Source organism: Agarivorans sp. D1326 (genome assembly GCF_056958115.1).
Genome location: NZ_JBTWEN010000004.1, coordinates 168407 through 181760 on the forward strand (window position 1 = coordinate 168407; position 13354 = coordinate 181760).

Below are 13354 nucleotides of genomic sequence, written 5' to 3' on the forward strand. Positions count from 1 at the left end.
AGCAAATCTTGCAAGCTAGCCCTAGCTTGATTTATCAACAAACTAAAGCTTACTATTATTAGGCCGATAGCTAACTAAGTACGTTTATAAACAAATGCTTAGTTAATTCACCAAGGGGCAAGCGATGAGCTTTGAGCTATTCAAAAAAGTCTTCTTTACTTTGATATTGATAGCCTTAGGTGGCGCTGCTCTTAGTTACATTTTTATCTACCACGTTCATGGCCGCGGAGTGAGCGCCAAAGATGGCTGGCTATTTGATATTCAGGGCTACCATCAAGGCATTAGAGAATCAAAACTCACTGAAAAACCGCTGTTTTTGTATTTGCGCAGGCAAGCCTGCCAACGCTGTATCGCTTTTGAATATGACTATTTAAACAATCCTCAGATCAAACGGATGCTTGAAGACTATGTGAAAGTACAGGTGAACATTGATACCGACCGCACCCACGAGCGTTTTGCCGACCAGTTCAACCTTAATACCTACCCATCTTTGTTTGTAATGTTTGATCCTGAGCACCACGTTTCTAGCTATTTGGTTTTAGAAATGAATCAAATTTGGGTGGCGCAAGATACCTTGCAGAAAGGAAATTTCATGCCACTTTCTGAAGCGAGCTTTAGTTTATCTGTGACCCGTGCGACAATATTGGCTCGAAAAGCAGCCAACATGGAAGAATCAAGCGGTGAAACGCCACCTTAACTCGCTACTCTCATATTCTCTTGTCTTAACAATGTGGTGTTTTAGCCTTAGTAGCCAAGCCAGTGAAATGGTTGACGGTTTAATGGATGACGATTGGGGCATCGCTTTTGGATTTAGAAATGCCACTATCCCCTTTCGCTCAGAAACCAATACCGTTGCTGATGTTATGCCGCTGCTATATTACCGAGGCGACCGAGTATATCTAGACGGCTTAGAAGCCGGCTACAAAATATGGAAAGAAGACGACTTTGATATCTCTGTTATGGGCCGATATCGCTTCTTCGACATTCCTTCAGAGTATCAAAACCAAATTCGCGGCGACGGCATTGATTACGGTGTTCGCAGCCAATGGCGCTTCAAACCCAATTATTCTTTTAACACCGAGTTATTAAGTGATGATTCCGGTAATTTTCACGGCAACTTAGGCCTTACTTGGCAGAAGCACTACAATCGCTGGTATCTAGCGCCCTATGCCACCGCTCACCTTAAAAGCAGCGAGTACAATACCCGCTACTACGGCCTAGAGCTTTTTAAAACCCAAGCTGATGTGGATTTAAAAGCCGGTATTGATATGCGCTACCACGTATGGCGAGACTTCTATCTAGTGGGTCGCTTAGGGGGTACTTATTACGGTAAAGAAGTACAAAACGTAGATATCATCGACAAAGATTTTCAATTCGAAAGCTTTTTGGGCATTAGCTTTTTCAACCAGCAGTATCAAACCACTGAAGGCGACTGGCCAAAAGGTTACTTGAGGGTATCTCATGCTTGGGCAACCCCTTCTAACTTAGGCGATATCATCCACTTTAAAGCCGAAAAAGATGAATATAACAACCAGTTAAGCTCGGTGTTTTATGGTCACTTACTCAGTGAAACCTTGCTCGGCTTCCCGATAGACGTTTACCTAACGCCAGGCCTGGCTTATCACCATAGCTCTGAGGTACAAGACCCGATCCTTGAGTATGTGATTGCCTTTAAAGCGTATTACACCTTCACTTGGCCAATTCGTTGGCGTTTTGGTGTAGCAGAGGGCCTCTCTTATGTCACCAACATTACTTATATCGAAGAAGTAGACTTAGCCGAAGAAGGTAAAGGTTATAATCCAAGCAAGTTGCTCAACTATTTGGACTTTTCTTTAGATGTAAACTTAGGTGACTTGTTTAAGAAGCCGGAAATGGAAAAAATGTGGCTGGGTTATAACATTCATCACCGCTCGGGTATTTTCGAGAATTCATCACTGTTTGGCAGAATTAAAGGTGGTAGTAATTATCAGGGTATTCACTTTCAGTGGCACTGGTAATGAAGAGAGCCGCAACATCGGTTGCGGCTAAAAAAGCCTAACAAAAACGTTGCATAATAAGGGCGTCTTCACGTCCTTTTTTATCGCAGGGGTAATAACCCTTGCGGCGATCTATTTGCTCAAACTCAAAACGCAGATAGAGCTTTTGAGCACTCACATTGCTTTCTCTAACTTCCAGCAAAATCTGTTGCCATTGCTGCTCGTCTGCCATTTCTAACATTGCCCGCATAAGCTGGGTGCCTAAGCCCTTGCCTTGCTGTTCGGGCGTTACCGCAATATTGATTAATTCAGCCTCGCCGGCCACCACCCGCAAAATAATGTAAGCCAATAAGCAGTCGTCTTGCCAAAGGCCAAGGTTTCGATACAAACCACCAAAGTTACTGGTGAGTAAAGCACGGCTCCATGGGTGCGAATGTGCTTGTTGCTCTATGTTTAGCATCATCGGCACATCCATCACCGATAGAGGGCTTAAGCTTGTTTTAAGATCTGAGCACATATCTGCTGCCATAAAATACGCTTAGCTTGTTTATCGCTAGCTAACTGCTGTGGGTCGCAAAACAAGATTTTAGAATGCTTAGGCGCAGTGCTCAAAGGGTCGGCCCATAACACCCAAGTATCGATAGCTTCAGGAAAATGCGCAGCACTACAAATATGAATATCGGCCCACTCTAGCTTCATCGCTGCAACAATGCCTTTAAACAGCGCTAAATGCAGCTCTAAAACTGCAGGCTCTATAATTAGCACTAGCGGCCAAGACGGCGACGCTCGCAGAGTTTTGCTTACCGGAGTGGCCCGCTTGAGCCATACATCGATATCCATCTCTTGCAGGTATTGCCGCGCTTGTTTATCTATCATAATGAGCTTCTAAGTTGCTGAATATTAATCCGCTTAAGATTACTTTTTCTTTAGGCTTAAAGTAGCTTTATTTGCCCCTTGGCTACGCGCTTTTTTAAACTTATCACGCGCCTTGTTGCTTACCGCTTTATTCACAAACACCTTTTTCTCGGTGGCTGCTGTGGTTTCTGGTGCGGTTTTACTTGAATGGGCTACAGCTTGATTAATCTCGGCCATTTCTGCACCTGTTAAGTTGCGCCATTGGCCAGGGCGAAGTTTATCTAAGTGCACATTCATAATACGGGTGCGCTTAAGCTTGGTAACTTCATAACCCAAGTACTCACACATACGACGAATTTGGCGGTTTAAGCCTTGAGTAAGCACAATGGTAAAGACAAACTTGCTGTTTACCTTCACCTTACAGGGCTTAGTCACGGTATCTAAAATAGGTACGCCACGTTGCATCCGCTCAACAAAGCGCTCGCTTAGGGGTTTATCTACCGTCACCACGTATTCTTTATCGTGAGCATTCTCGGCACGTAAAATCTTATTCACGATGTCGCCGTCACTAGTTAGAAAAATAAGCCCTTCAGAGGGTTTATCTAAACGGCCTATAGGGAAAATGCGCTGCTTGTGGCCAATGGCATCAATAATGTTGCCTTTAACATGGCGCTCTGTAGTACTGGTGATACCAATGGGCTTGTTGTAGGCAATGTAAACACGATCAGATTTATTGCTAGCGATAGCTTTTATCAGTTTACCGTCTACTGCAACTTTATCGCCCGGTTGAACTTTAGTCCCTAACTCAGGCTTTTGACCATTAATGGTTACTCGCTGCTGTTCAATCAATTTATCGGCTTCACGACGGGAACAAAATCCCGAGTCACTGATAAATTTATTTAGACGTTTTTCGTTTGATGCGCTCACTACAAGGATCCACTAGCTAATTAACGCGCCTATTAAACCATAGAATAGCAAGCTCAATAAGCGCTTTTAGTGCTAGCTAGCCATTTGCAGCGCCATTTCTCGGCCTTGGCCGCGGATTTTGTCGATAGACACATAAAAAGAGGATGGCAATACCAGCGCGCCAGAATTTGCATGGCTGGCAAAGTAATCAATTTTTGCAGCTTTGCTTTCCAAATGATCCCAATCTTGATGCAAGCGACAAGCAAAATTAAGCACCAAGGCACGCAGCGGTTCAATTTTAGCGGCATCGGGATTTACATGAAACTCGATGGTATCAACCAAGCGCGGGGCAAATTTCCAAGCGCGTGCTAGTTCGGCGCCCAGTTTTGCGGTGGTAGTGCCAAGGAGCTCTTGCTGCACAGCTTGTCGGTCTTCACCTTCTGCCACTCGAGCGGCCACCTGTTCGGCAACATCGGGCGCTAAAGTAAACACCATTAAATCGCCAATGTTATGCAAGATCCCCGCGGTGAACATTTCATTGGCATCGATACGCACTTTTTCGGCTATTTTGCTGGCAATGCTAGCAATCTCGAAGGTATCACTCCAATAGGTTTGCATATCCAGCTTAGGTACTCGGGGAAACGCACTAGTAAGCCAAGATACCACCACCATAGTTTTAAGCGGCGCAATGCCTAAACGAATCACCGCCTCATTAATCGAGGCAATGGTGCGGCTGCGACCAAAATGAGCAGAGTTGGATAAACGCAATACTCGCGCACTAATCACTTGGTCCATGGATATCTTTTTTGCCAGCATGGCAAAATCACAATCAGGGTCGTTAAGCATGCTAACAAGCTCTTGAACCACACTGGAGACTTTGGGTAATTCATTCACACGGGATAGTAATTCTTGTTCGGTCATCCAACCCTCCTGCTAGAAAATACCGTCACTACGCTCATACCGCATCAAAGCAATGCCTTTTGCTTGTTTACACGCTTAGTTAAGCCAAGCTTAATACATAGTTCAAGCTAAACAAATAAATAACAACAATATCAGTATGATTTATAGGGGTAAAGAAATGAATTGTCAGCAAACTCGCCAAATAGTGCCTGCCTTAGAACCTTGTTAGTAAACAGAAACTACAGTATTTATCGATAATATAAACCGCTAACTTACTTAGCTCGGTTTAATCCAGAATAACACTTTGCCCTTAATGCGCGAAGCACGCACAGGGCCCATATCAACAGTAGATACACTGCTAGGGTTTTCGCCGCGTAACCAAATAAAGCCATACTTGTCGATACAACCTATTCGTTTCACAATTAACCCAAACTTGGGGTGCAATACTTTAACTACATCACCCGCTTTAAAATGCTTACTCAGGTAATAGCGGTGAAACATTACATAGCTGTTTTTAGGCAAAAGAGGAGACATGCTATCTCCTCTAATCTTGTTAATGCTTAATCCAAACAAGACAATTACGCCTTCAAATCCGGGTATACGATCTGCTGCGCTGGCGGATAAGGGCAAGTTGCCTTAAAGGTAGCTACACCTTTGCTTTGCCGAAAGATATCGGCAAATTGATTCACTTTATCAAGTAGCTCTAGGCAAGCACTTTTATCGATATTTTGCTTAGCCTTAGATGCAGCCAGCATAATACTGTGGCTAAGCTCATGTAGCTGCGGGTAAGCATCAAGCTGAGGCGGCTTGATGTAATCTCCCCAAATCACCCTGATCTCTTCTTTTACTTTTAAACCGTGTTCCTCTTTTTGCGCGATTAGTCTGCCAAACTGAGCTTGTTCGTTAGTACTCAGTTCAGACTTATCTTGTAGCTCTTCAAGCAAATCAACCATACGGATCATGGTTAATACCGCTAACTGAGCCGAAATAGGATCGTAGATTTTGCACGGAATATCGCAATGTGCAGACACCTTGTTAAAGCTAAACACTTCATCCAATCTTGCGAAAGCATTGTATAACATGCTTATCTCCTTATTTTTTTGATGCTGCTTTTTTACGTGTAATAAACAACAGGCCAGCCGCAACAATAATCGGGGCTAACCATAGAAAGTGAACTAAGTTTGACCAACTAGATTGATGATCGTGACCAGCATGGGCAAACACCATACAAGGCAACAAGGCTGCACTTATTGCCAGTGTTTTTACGGCAAGATCTTTCATAAAAGTCCTTTTACATTTAGGGTTAGTGGTAGGTTCTTTGGTCGCCATAAGCTAGCTCAAGTTGAGATTCAAGCTCGGCTAAACAGGCCTCACAGGGTGGATGTTCTTTGGCAAACTCAAGCAAAGGATTAAGCGTAAGTTTGATTGCCTTAAGCGCAATCAGCTGCAGGTCCTCATCACTTTGCTGATCTTGATAAATGCGTAACATCGACTGATGCGGAATAAACAAACAGCGTTGAGCATCTTCAAACTTGCCGGCACGGTTAAACATTTCGGCAAGGTTGTGATAAGCACAAATCCACCCTTGAATGGATTCAACGCAACGTGGATTTTTAACCAATCGCTCTTCAAGCAGAAAAATTGCGTCTTCGTAATAACGTTCAGCTTCAGGCCAATTTTGTTGGTTAAAAAACTGATTGCCGATATTCATCATTCCTTGCCAAGTATTCACATTTCACCGCCAACAAATACAAATGAAAATCATTATCATTATCATTAAGATCTTTTAGCTTTGCAAATACTTTGTTAATAAGAAAGTGATTATTTTTAGGGTGAAATGCCACAGGCTATGTTTATCGAATAGGCAAACGCCAAACATGGCTATTACTTAGCAACATCACTATACAGAAGAGACAAACTGCTGCTAAACAGCAGCGACTGAGAACATCAACAGACTTAGTAATACAGCCATTGCAACTAAGACAATCCATTGAAACTCTCGACTAATACCAAACATATATCCTCCAAAACCACTTGCCTTTCAAATGATATTGATTATCATTCCCAATATAATTCAAGTGAATGTTTTATCTTCTTGATAATTATCAAGCGTGAGGTTTAGTTATGTCAGCGTCGATGATATCCATATTAAAAACCAAAGAAAAACAGCTATTTCTTGAAGGAAGAACTGAGCTTTATTGCAAAGCTGGCGACCTGCTATTTAGCCAAGGACAGTCAGCCAACCACATGTATCGCATAGAAAAAGGCAAAGTGTCACTGTTTCGGCTAATGCCCAATGGCGATGAAAAACTGTTTAAAGTATTCATGGCCGGCGATATTTTTGCCGAAGTAGCGTTATTTTTAAGCCCAAGAAAATACCCAATGAGTGCTCGTATAGAGCAAGACTCCATTCTCTCCTCTTTCTCCTATGAGCATGTCTTTAGTACGCTTCACCAATGCCCAGAGCTGTCGCTACGAATATTGGGTTTTATGGGCAACCGCATAGGCGATTTGATGAATACTATCGACATTTTAACCCACGTGAACGCTAATCAGCGCCTAGTGATGAAACTGGCAGAGATCTACAAGAAGCAGTATGTAAAAGAGAACCGAATAGCCCTGCCTTGCAGTAAAAAGCTGCTAGCATCTCAATTAGGCATGACGCCAGAAACCTTATCCAGAACCATGAAAAAACTTAAAACCGAGGGCCTAATTGAAGAAGTAGGCTCAAACCTGTTGCTGCCCGATATCCCATCACTATGTCGCTCGGTAAACTTAACACAAGAGATGTTTAGTGCAGCTTAACTAAATACCACAACTGCTAGACCTACTTAGCAGTAAGGAAAACCATGAAGCCGCTACAGTCCATTGAAATAAAAGCATTTATACCTAGTAAGGATTTTGAAACCTCCATCCAGTTTTACCAAACCATTGGTTTTACCTTGGCTTCAAACGAGCAAGGTGTTGCCTATTTCCACCACCAAAATTGTTCTTTTCTACTGCAAAACTTTTACCAAAAACAGTTATGCGACAACTTGATGCTGCATTGGCTGGTTAAAGACCTAGATCATTGGCATCAAACTATTAGCGACAAACTCTCTGGCTCGGGATTAGCATTTAGCATCACGCCAATCAGTGAGCAACCATGGGGGATGCGTGATTTTTGCCTCACCGATCCCAGTGGAGTGCTGTGGCGTATTGGGGAAAACCAAGAGAACATGAATTAAGCTAGCGTTGCCAAGAGTAGAAACAGTATTCCAGGTTTTGAAGAATAGTCATTGGAAGGTTTGCGGCTATTACGTCTCTGCAGCTTAGCCAGCCTCAGATCAACAAACACTTAAGAGCGAGCTTCGCCCTTAAGCATTATGCCAGTAAAGCTTGAGAATCAATTCTCAGGGCTAATAGAGCAACACAGAGGATTTGCTATCGGCTCGCCAATTTCCGGTAATGGCCGCTGATCACTATCGCCATACCCAATCTTAAATCGCACCCGATTTACACAAATCTTTTCTATTTCTGGTTTAAATATATCAAACAGCTCAAAGCGTTGTTTTAGCTCTGGGTGACTAGCTTGATAACTAGCAAGCTCTTGGGCAAGCCAGCTATAAAACTGTTGTTCACTCACACCTAAACTGACCAACTTAGGCGAAACAAAGCGCAGCACCGTAACAAAGTGGCCAGTAATCAAATCATGGATCAAATAGTTAGCAGGCAAGCGAGTTAAGTTAGCTCTCACTTCGCTATCTAAGCTTTCAAGCTCGGGAAATGCTTGATCGATTAAGCGCAAATCACCATGAAAGTCTTTAATAATGCAACCAGCAGGTTGGTGTTTATCAAGTACCAAGGTAATGTTTTGCCCGTGGGCGACCAAGGCTACGCCATAGCGACACATTAAGTGATATAAAGGCACTACCACGTGCTTAAACAGCTTACGCAGCCACGTTTCAGCACTAATCTCAGCTAAGCTGATCAGCGCAACAATCGCTGCTTCTCCGCCATTGTCTTGTTGCATTAGCGTAGCCATAGACATCGGCCGCGTCTGCTGTGGAATTACCGCTTCTGCGCGCTCTCGCCATATACAGCCCAGCATTTCTTTATAGCGATAAGCCCCCGCCTGCAGCCGTTGCTGCTGAGGATGAGGGCAAAATACGCCTGCCACCTCTTGTTGAACATACAAACCGCGCTCTACAAACAAAGCGTCTTGCTGGCTCAAGCTCGCTAACCATTCAGACAACTGTGGCCCCTGAGCAATAAACTGCCCTGGGATCCCTCGATAACAAGAAGTATTAAGAATGGTTAAGGCGGTTTTCATATCAAAAGCCAAGGCTGGGTTGTCACTGCTTAGGGTGCGAATAGATTGCTGTGCTAGCCAGCAATCGGCCACTTCGCCCAAGTAAATCATCGAGCCTTCGGCTAAGTATTGCGCATATTGCACCTGAATAAAGCGCTCAAACTGCCATGGATGAACCGCCAAAACATAATGGGTATTCTGCCAATCATTAGGCAGTTTGGATTTCATAGAGCTAAATGCTTGCTCACTCAAGGTTTGTTCAAGTAGGTCTGCTTGGCTTAAGCCGGGTTTAAAACCTACCTGGCAGAGTGTTTTATCTACGACTAGGTAATGCAGCTTAATTGCGCTTGCCGATTCTGGCGCATAGCTCGCAAGCTCTTGGCTACCCCAGCCTAAACGCCCTTTGTTAGCAATGGCCTTAGGATGAGCGTCTAAATATGCTTGTCGCTGGGTTTCGTTAAGCAATACTAAATCGGTCGCATTGATGTTTTGTTGCTGCTCCCAACGTAGCACATCACTGTATAAGGTTTGTTGTATCTCCTCTAACAGCCCGGCCAAATTAATATCACTAATCTGAATTTGGCTTTGAATATCCAACAGTAATTCACTAGCAAGCGGGACACTTGCATCACTTAATTCAATACTTGATGGCTCAATAATGAACATGCCCCAGATAGTCTGCTTGGCGTTAAAGCGCCAGTTACGACTTGCCGTAGCCAGAACATATTGCAAAGTATCCGAGGATTTAGCTTGGAGTTTACTAACGTCCGCTAGGCTAAATTGAAGCCGTTCTTCAAACTGTAATTCACTCAAAATTTTTGCGACCAAATGAGTATTAGCCAACTGCCACTGAGCTTGATTGAACATTACTTCTCCTAACCCCTTGTAAAACTAAGTTTATTTTTTGTTGCTATTTTTGTTAGCAATATATTGACATGAGCCACAAAAATAAACAATGATAATGCAAATTATTATCATTTGTATTTAAGTTGTAGTTTTGTTGTATCGCTGCTTACTCATTCTTTTGGGCTTAAACCAAACTTTAGTGCTGGCTTTTTTGCCAGAACTATCGAACTTACTCGGGTTTAGCCAAAGCGAAAAAGACTTAGGATTAGTCACCCTGATCTTAAACCTGAACCTAATCACTTATTGGTTTGGCGTGAAATTTTGGGGAAATAGACTTAGCCAATTAGGCCTTTGGACTAGCACCCGCATTGCTGTGGGCGGCTTCTTGGCAGCCAATGTATTATTTTGGCTAAGCCTTTTTGCCTGCGAGCAAACTTCGCTACTGGTGGTTGGCGCAAGCCGTTTGTTATTGGGTGCATTTAGCAGCGCTTTTGTTATTTTGGCTCATTGCCACCTTAGCGTGGTAAACAAAACTAACCTTGGGCAACTGGCCAAAACCAGCGGGGCCATCACCATTGGCAGGTTATTAGGGCCAAGTTTGGCCTTACTTCCTCTGGCCACAAATTGGCTTATGTTTAGCCCTATTTTGCTGGTTTTACCTGCCTTGTTGTATTGCCTTAGCACCACCCCGCCATGGTCTAGCGCTAAGCAACAGCAAACCCAAAATCACGCTATAACCTCATCAAATTTTTGGCATTTTAAATGCATTTTAAGCTTGGCAGTGCTAACCACTTCACTAGTTAGCATTGTTCAATATTATATTCTTCCTCAGCTATTTAACTTTGGTTATCAGGGTGAACAAGCCAGCAAAGTATATGCCTCTCTACTGCTGTATTTAAGCGTGGCACTGATTGTTTATCAGTTCTTCTTACTGCCTGTAATCTCCCGCTACGCGCGGCTTATTCCCGGCATATTTTTACTTTTTCTTGGTAGCGGCGCCATGCTACTTAGCCTCTCGGTTGCCACTTGGTGGCTGTTATTACTGGCATTAGCCCTGTTGGCTTTTGCCATTTCAGGCCTGCCAAGTTGGTATAGCCAACAAGCTTACCAAACCAATCCATCACTTTCGTTTAGAGCAAAACGAAGTGCCTATTTAGCCAGGGCTCACACCGCTGGCTACCTGCTAGGTACCGCGGTAGCGAGTATCAGTTTATTGCTGAGCATCCCCCTGCTCACCCCAATTTGGTTGTTCAGTTTGGCAATGATCGGATTGATCGTTCACCTAAACCGACAAGCTCAACTGCAAGCAACTCTTACGTAACAACAATAACTAAGGTTCAAGGAAGATAATGAACAAACTAAACACTTTAAGCACCAAATTAACACCACTAGCACTCGTGCTGTTTGCCAGTTGTGGCCATGCAGCCAATACCTTGGAAACGGTGGTAGTCACCGCCAACCGGGTGGATACCTCAATCTCAGATATCGCAGCCACCATGTGGGTGATTGAGCAAGACCAGTTAAACCGCGAAATAAACACCGGTGCCGACTTAAAAACAGCCTTAGGTCGTCTTATCCCTAGCTTTGATTTTGGTAACGAAGGGCGCACCAACTTTGGCCAAAACTTACGTGGTCGCTCTGCGCTGGTAATGATTGATGGCGTATCGCTTAACTCAACCCGCGCAATTAGCCGCCAGTTAGACAGCATAGACCCATTCAATATTGCTCACGTAGAAGTACTATCGGGCGCTACATCGATATATGGCGCAGGCGCAGCCGGCGGTATTATCAACATCATCACCAAAAAAGCGACACCAGATGAAACAAAAGTTGAGCTAAGAGTTGGTGGTTCTTCTGGTTTTAATAGCAGCGAGGATCTCAACAAGAACCTAGCATTAGCAGTATCTGGGGGTAGCGAAAAGCTACGAGGAAGACTGTCTGCAGCCTACGAAGGGCGCGGCGCATCCTACGACGCCAATGGCCAAATGATTTTGCCAGACATCACCCAAACCGATCTGCAATTTAATCAAAGCATCGACATCATGGGTAATCTTGAATTTGAACCCACCAGCGATCAGCTATTATCGCTTACAGGCCAATACTACAACAGCGAACAAGATACAGAGTACGGCACTTATTTGGGCCCTAACTTAGCCGGTATTTTTGGTGCACCAGAACTAATTAGCATACAAAAAGGCCTGCAACTAGAGGAGCAACCCGCTACCGAGCGTGTGCTAGTTAATGCGCAATACCGCCACAATAACTTGCTAAATCAAACCATGCTGGCCCAGGCGTATTACCGCAGCGAGTCGATGCAGTTTTATCCCTTCCCATCGATTTATCAAGTAACTGGCTCGCCGTTACCCGGTAATAGTTACCCCTTATACGGCGCGTCATTACAAGAAACCGATGTACTTGGCGCAAAACTACTGTTCACTAAAGACTTTGATAGTCTGGAAATTAGCTACGGTATTGATGCCGAGTCTGAGTCTTTTTCTGCCAAGCAAAAAATCTTTGATACCAACACCGCGCTAGCCTCTGGCGGCATGAACTTTAAGCAAGTACAAACCCTGCAGCGCTACCCAGATATTGATACCCAAAAGCTGTCGGCTTTTGGCCAAGCAAACTGGGATATCAACCAAGATTGGAGTGTATCTGGCGGCCTACGTTACCAATACATTGAACATGAAGTAGGCGACAACGTAGGCGTATTGCAACAACACTTAGCAGGCATTGGCGCTTACGGCCCGATTTCACCTGATGCCATTAAAGGCGGAAAAACCGACTACAACGAGCTGCTGTTTAACCTAGGTGCAATTTATCGCATTAACGACCAACAGCAACTTTGGGCCAACTTTAGCCAAGGTTTCAACTTACCAGACCCGGCTAAATACTACGGCAATGGCACTTACAGTGGCACCTATGGAGACGGTCCAAGCTTGGTTGACAGCATCAACGTTGCCGATAACCGCCTTGAAGGGGTTAAAACTAACTCACTCGAACTAGGTTGGCGTACCGCCCAACAAAACTACGATGTGCAACTAGCGGCTTACTATTCATTGTCGGATAAAACCACCTCTTACGATCGTAGCAACCTAGCAGTAGTCGTGAACGATGATGAACGACGCATCTACGGACTAGAAGGACAAGCCAACTACCTGTTCACCGAAAATTGGTACGGCGGTGTACAAGCGCATTTAATCAAAAGCCAAACTAAATCAGATGGTTCTTGGAGCGCACTAGCAGCCGAAGAAACCAGCCCATCTAATGCCGTACTGCGCGGTGGTTACGACAACTTTAACTATGGCGCCGAGCTGCAATGGCAAACTCTGGCTGACTACAGCGATGACAACGGCGGAGAGCTTAAGGGTTATTCGTTAGCTAACTTAAGTGCCTACTACGCCTTGCCGATTGGCCAACTTAACTTTGGTATTCAAAACCTCTTCAACAAAGACTACGAAACCCTTTGGTCACAACGCGCGCAGATCCTTTACAGCAGCATTTCGGCACCAGAATTGTTTAGCTTTAAAGGCCAAGGCAGAACCTACGCACTTAGCTACAACGCTGAATTCTAGGGGAT

Annotated in this window: 15 protein-coding genes; 6 read left to right on the forward strand and 9 right to left on the reverse strand. The window is 44.2% G+C overall.

Annotated elements, in window-relative coordinates; translation table 11 throughout:
• Nucleotides 1-124: 124 nt before the first annotated feature.
• Nucleotides 125-697: a thioredoxin family protein gene (locus ACYFDN_RS09505; protein ID WP_152784344.1), complete on the forward strand. Its 573-nt coding sequence runs from the start codon at nt 125-127 to the stop codon at nt 695-697.
• 31 nt (nt 698-728) lie between these two features.
• Complete coding sequence (locus ACYFDN_RS09510; RefSeq protein ID WP_483510862.1) at nt 729-1997, forward strand: MipA/OmpV family protein; 1269 nt, start codon at nt 729-731, stop codon at nt 1995-1997.
• A gap of 37 nt (nt 1998-2034) precedes the next feature.
• On the opposite strand, the gene rimI is transcribed toward ACYFDN_RS09510, so the two are convergent.
• From rimI to ACYFDN_RS09550, 8 genes are all read right to left on the reverse strand, one after another.
• On the reverse strand, nt 2035-2505 hold the full coding sequence (gene rimI, locus ACYFDN_RS09515; protein ID WP_227981518.1) for a ribosomal protein S18-alanine N-acetyltransferase: 471 nt from the start codon (nt 2503-2505) through the stop codon (nt 2035-2037).
• Complete coding sequence (locus ACYFDN_RS09520) at nt 2466-2852, reverse strand: DNA polymerase III subunit psi (RefSeq protein WP_221074676.1); 387 nt, start codon at nt 2850-2852, stop codon at nt 2466-2468. Before ACYFDN_RS09520 ends, rimI begins: the two co-directional genes overlap by 40 nt.
• Before the next feature lie 39 nt (nt 2853-2891).
• Nucleotides 2892-3758 (reverse strand): 23S rRNA pseudouridine(2604) synthase RluF, encoded by an 867-nt coding sequence (gene rluF / locus ACYFDN_RS09525; RefSeq protein ID WP_483510864.1) that lies wholly within the window; start codon nt 3756-3758, stop codon nt 2892-2894.
• A 72-nt stretch (nt 3759-3830) separates the two neighbouring features.
• Complete coding sequence (locus tag ACYFDN_RS09530; RefSeq protein ID WP_221077405.1) at nt 3831-4658, reverse strand: HDOD domain-containing protein; 828 nt, start codon at nt 4656-4658, stop codon at nt 3831-3833.
• Nucleotides 4659-4913: 255 nt separating this feature from the next.
• Nucleotides 4914-5267 carry a S24 family peptidase gene (locus ACYFDN_RS09535; protein WP_483510866.1) on the reverse strand — a complete coding sequence of 118 codons (354 nt, stop codon included), beginning with the start codon at nt 5265-5267 and terminating at the stop codon, nt 4914-4916.
• Nucleotides 5216-5719, reverse strand: a complete 504-nt coding sequence (gene sodN, locus ACYFDN_RS09540) for a superoxide dismutase, Ni (protein ID WP_483510868.1) — start codon at nt 5717-5719, stop codon at nt 5216-5218. The genes ACYFDN_RS09535 and sodN overlap by 52 nt, the downstream gene beginning before the upstream one ends.
• 10 nt (nt 5720-5729) lie before the next feature.
• Entirely contained in the window at nt 5730-5918 is a 189-nt protein-coding gene (locus tag ACYFDN_RS09545; RefSeq protein ID WP_483510870.1) for a hypothetical protein, read from the reverse strand.
• A 22-nt stretch (nt 5919-5940) separates the two neighbouring features.
• Nucleotides 5941-6369: a hypothetical protein gene (locus ACYFDN_RS09550; RefSeq protein ID WP_215426388.1), complete on the reverse strand. Its 429-nt coding sequence runs from the start codon at nt 6367-6369 to the stop codon at nt 5941-5943.
• Nucleotides 6370-6761: 392 nt separating this feature from the next.
• On the opposite strand from ACYFDN_RS09550, the gene ACYFDN_RS09555 reads away from it, so the two are divergent.
• Together ACYFDN_RS09555 and ACYFDN_RS09560 are read left to right on the forward strand one after the other, a co-directional pair.
• The gene (locus ACYFDN_RS09555) at nt 6762-7442 is read left to right on the forward strand and encodes a Crp/Fnr family transcriptional regulator (protein WP_483510872.1); all 681 of its coding nucleotides are present in this window, start codon (nt 6762-6764) and stop codon (nt 7440-7442) included.
• A 44-nt stretch (nt 7443-7486) separates the two neighbouring features.
• The gene (locus ACYFDN_RS09560) at nt 7487-7864 is read left to right on the forward strand and encodes a VOC family protein (RefSeq protein ID WP_483510873.1); all 378 of its coding nucleotides are present in this window, start codon (nt 7487-7489) and stop codon (nt 7862-7864) included.
• Between the two features lie 158 nt (nt 7865-8022).
• Here ACYFDN_RS09560 and ACYFDN_RS09565 read toward each other — a convergent pair whose 3' ends face one another.
• Nucleotides 8023-9795: an IucA/IucC family protein gene (locus ACYFDN_RS09565; protein ID WP_483510874.1), complete on the reverse strand. Its 1773-nt coding sequence runs from the start codon at nt 9793-9795 to the stop codon at nt 8023-8025.
• Between the two features lie 190 nt (nt 9796-9985).
• Here ACYFDN_RS09565 and ACYFDN_RS09570 point away from each other — a divergent pair, with 190 nt between their 5' ends.
• Entirely contained in the window at nt 9986-11095 is a 1110-nt protein-coding gene (locus tag ACYFDN_RS09570; RefSeq protein ID WP_483510875.1) for a hypothetical protein, read from the forward strand.
• Between the two features lie 28 nt (nt 11096-11123).
• Nucleotides 11124-13349, forward strand: a complete 2226-nt coding sequence (locus ACYFDN_RS09575; RefSeq protein ID WP_483510876.1) for a TonB-dependent receptor — start codon at nt 11124-11126, stop codon at nt 13347-13349.
• Nucleotides 13350-13354: the final 5 nt, after the last annotated feature.

Coding starts and splice junctions, on each gene's coding strand:
- ACYFDN_RS09505 (WP_152784344.1), top strand. CDS start 125: ATGAGCTTTGAGCTATTCAAAAAAGTCTTCTTTACTTTGATATTGATA.
- ACYFDN_RS09510 (WP_483510862.1), top strand. CDS start 729: ATGTGGTGTTTTAGCCTTAGTAGCCAAGCCAGTGAAATGGTTGACGGT.
- rimI (WP_227981518.1), bottom strand. CDS start 2,505: ATGGCAGCAGATATGTGCTCAGATCTTAAAACAAGCTTAAGCCCTCTA.
- ACYFDN_RS09520 (WP_221074676.1), bottom strand. CDS start 2,852: ATGATAGATAAACAAGCGCGGCAATACCTGCAAGAGATGGATATCGAT.
- ACYFDN_RS09530 (WP_221077405.1), bottom strand. CDS start 4,658: ATGACCGAACAAGAATTACTATCCCGTGTGAATGAATTACCCAAAGTC.
- sodN (WP_483510868.1), bottom strand. CDS start 5,719: ATGTTATACAATGCTTTCGCAAGATTGGATGAAGTGTTTAGCTTTAAC.
- ACYFDN_RS09545 (WP_483510870.1), bottom strand. CDS start 5,918: ATGAAAGATCTTGCCGTAAAAACACTGGCAATAAGTGCAGCCTTGTTG.
- ACYFDN_RS09555 (WP_483510872.1), top strand. CDS start 6,762: ATGTCAGCGTCGATGATATCCATATTAAAAACCAAAGAAAAACAGCTA.
- ACYFDN_RS09560 (WP_483510873.1), top strand. CDS start 7,487: ATGAAGCCGCTACAGTCCATTGAAATAAAAGCATTTATACCTAGTAAG.
- ACYFDN_RS09565 (WP_483510874.1), bottom strand. CDS start 9,795: ATGTTCAATCAAGCTCAGTGGCAGTTGGCTAATACTCATTTGGTCGCA.
- ACYFDN_RS09575 (WP_483510876.1), top strand. CDS start 11,124: ATGAACAAACTAAACACTTTAAGCACCAAATTAACACCACTAGCACTC.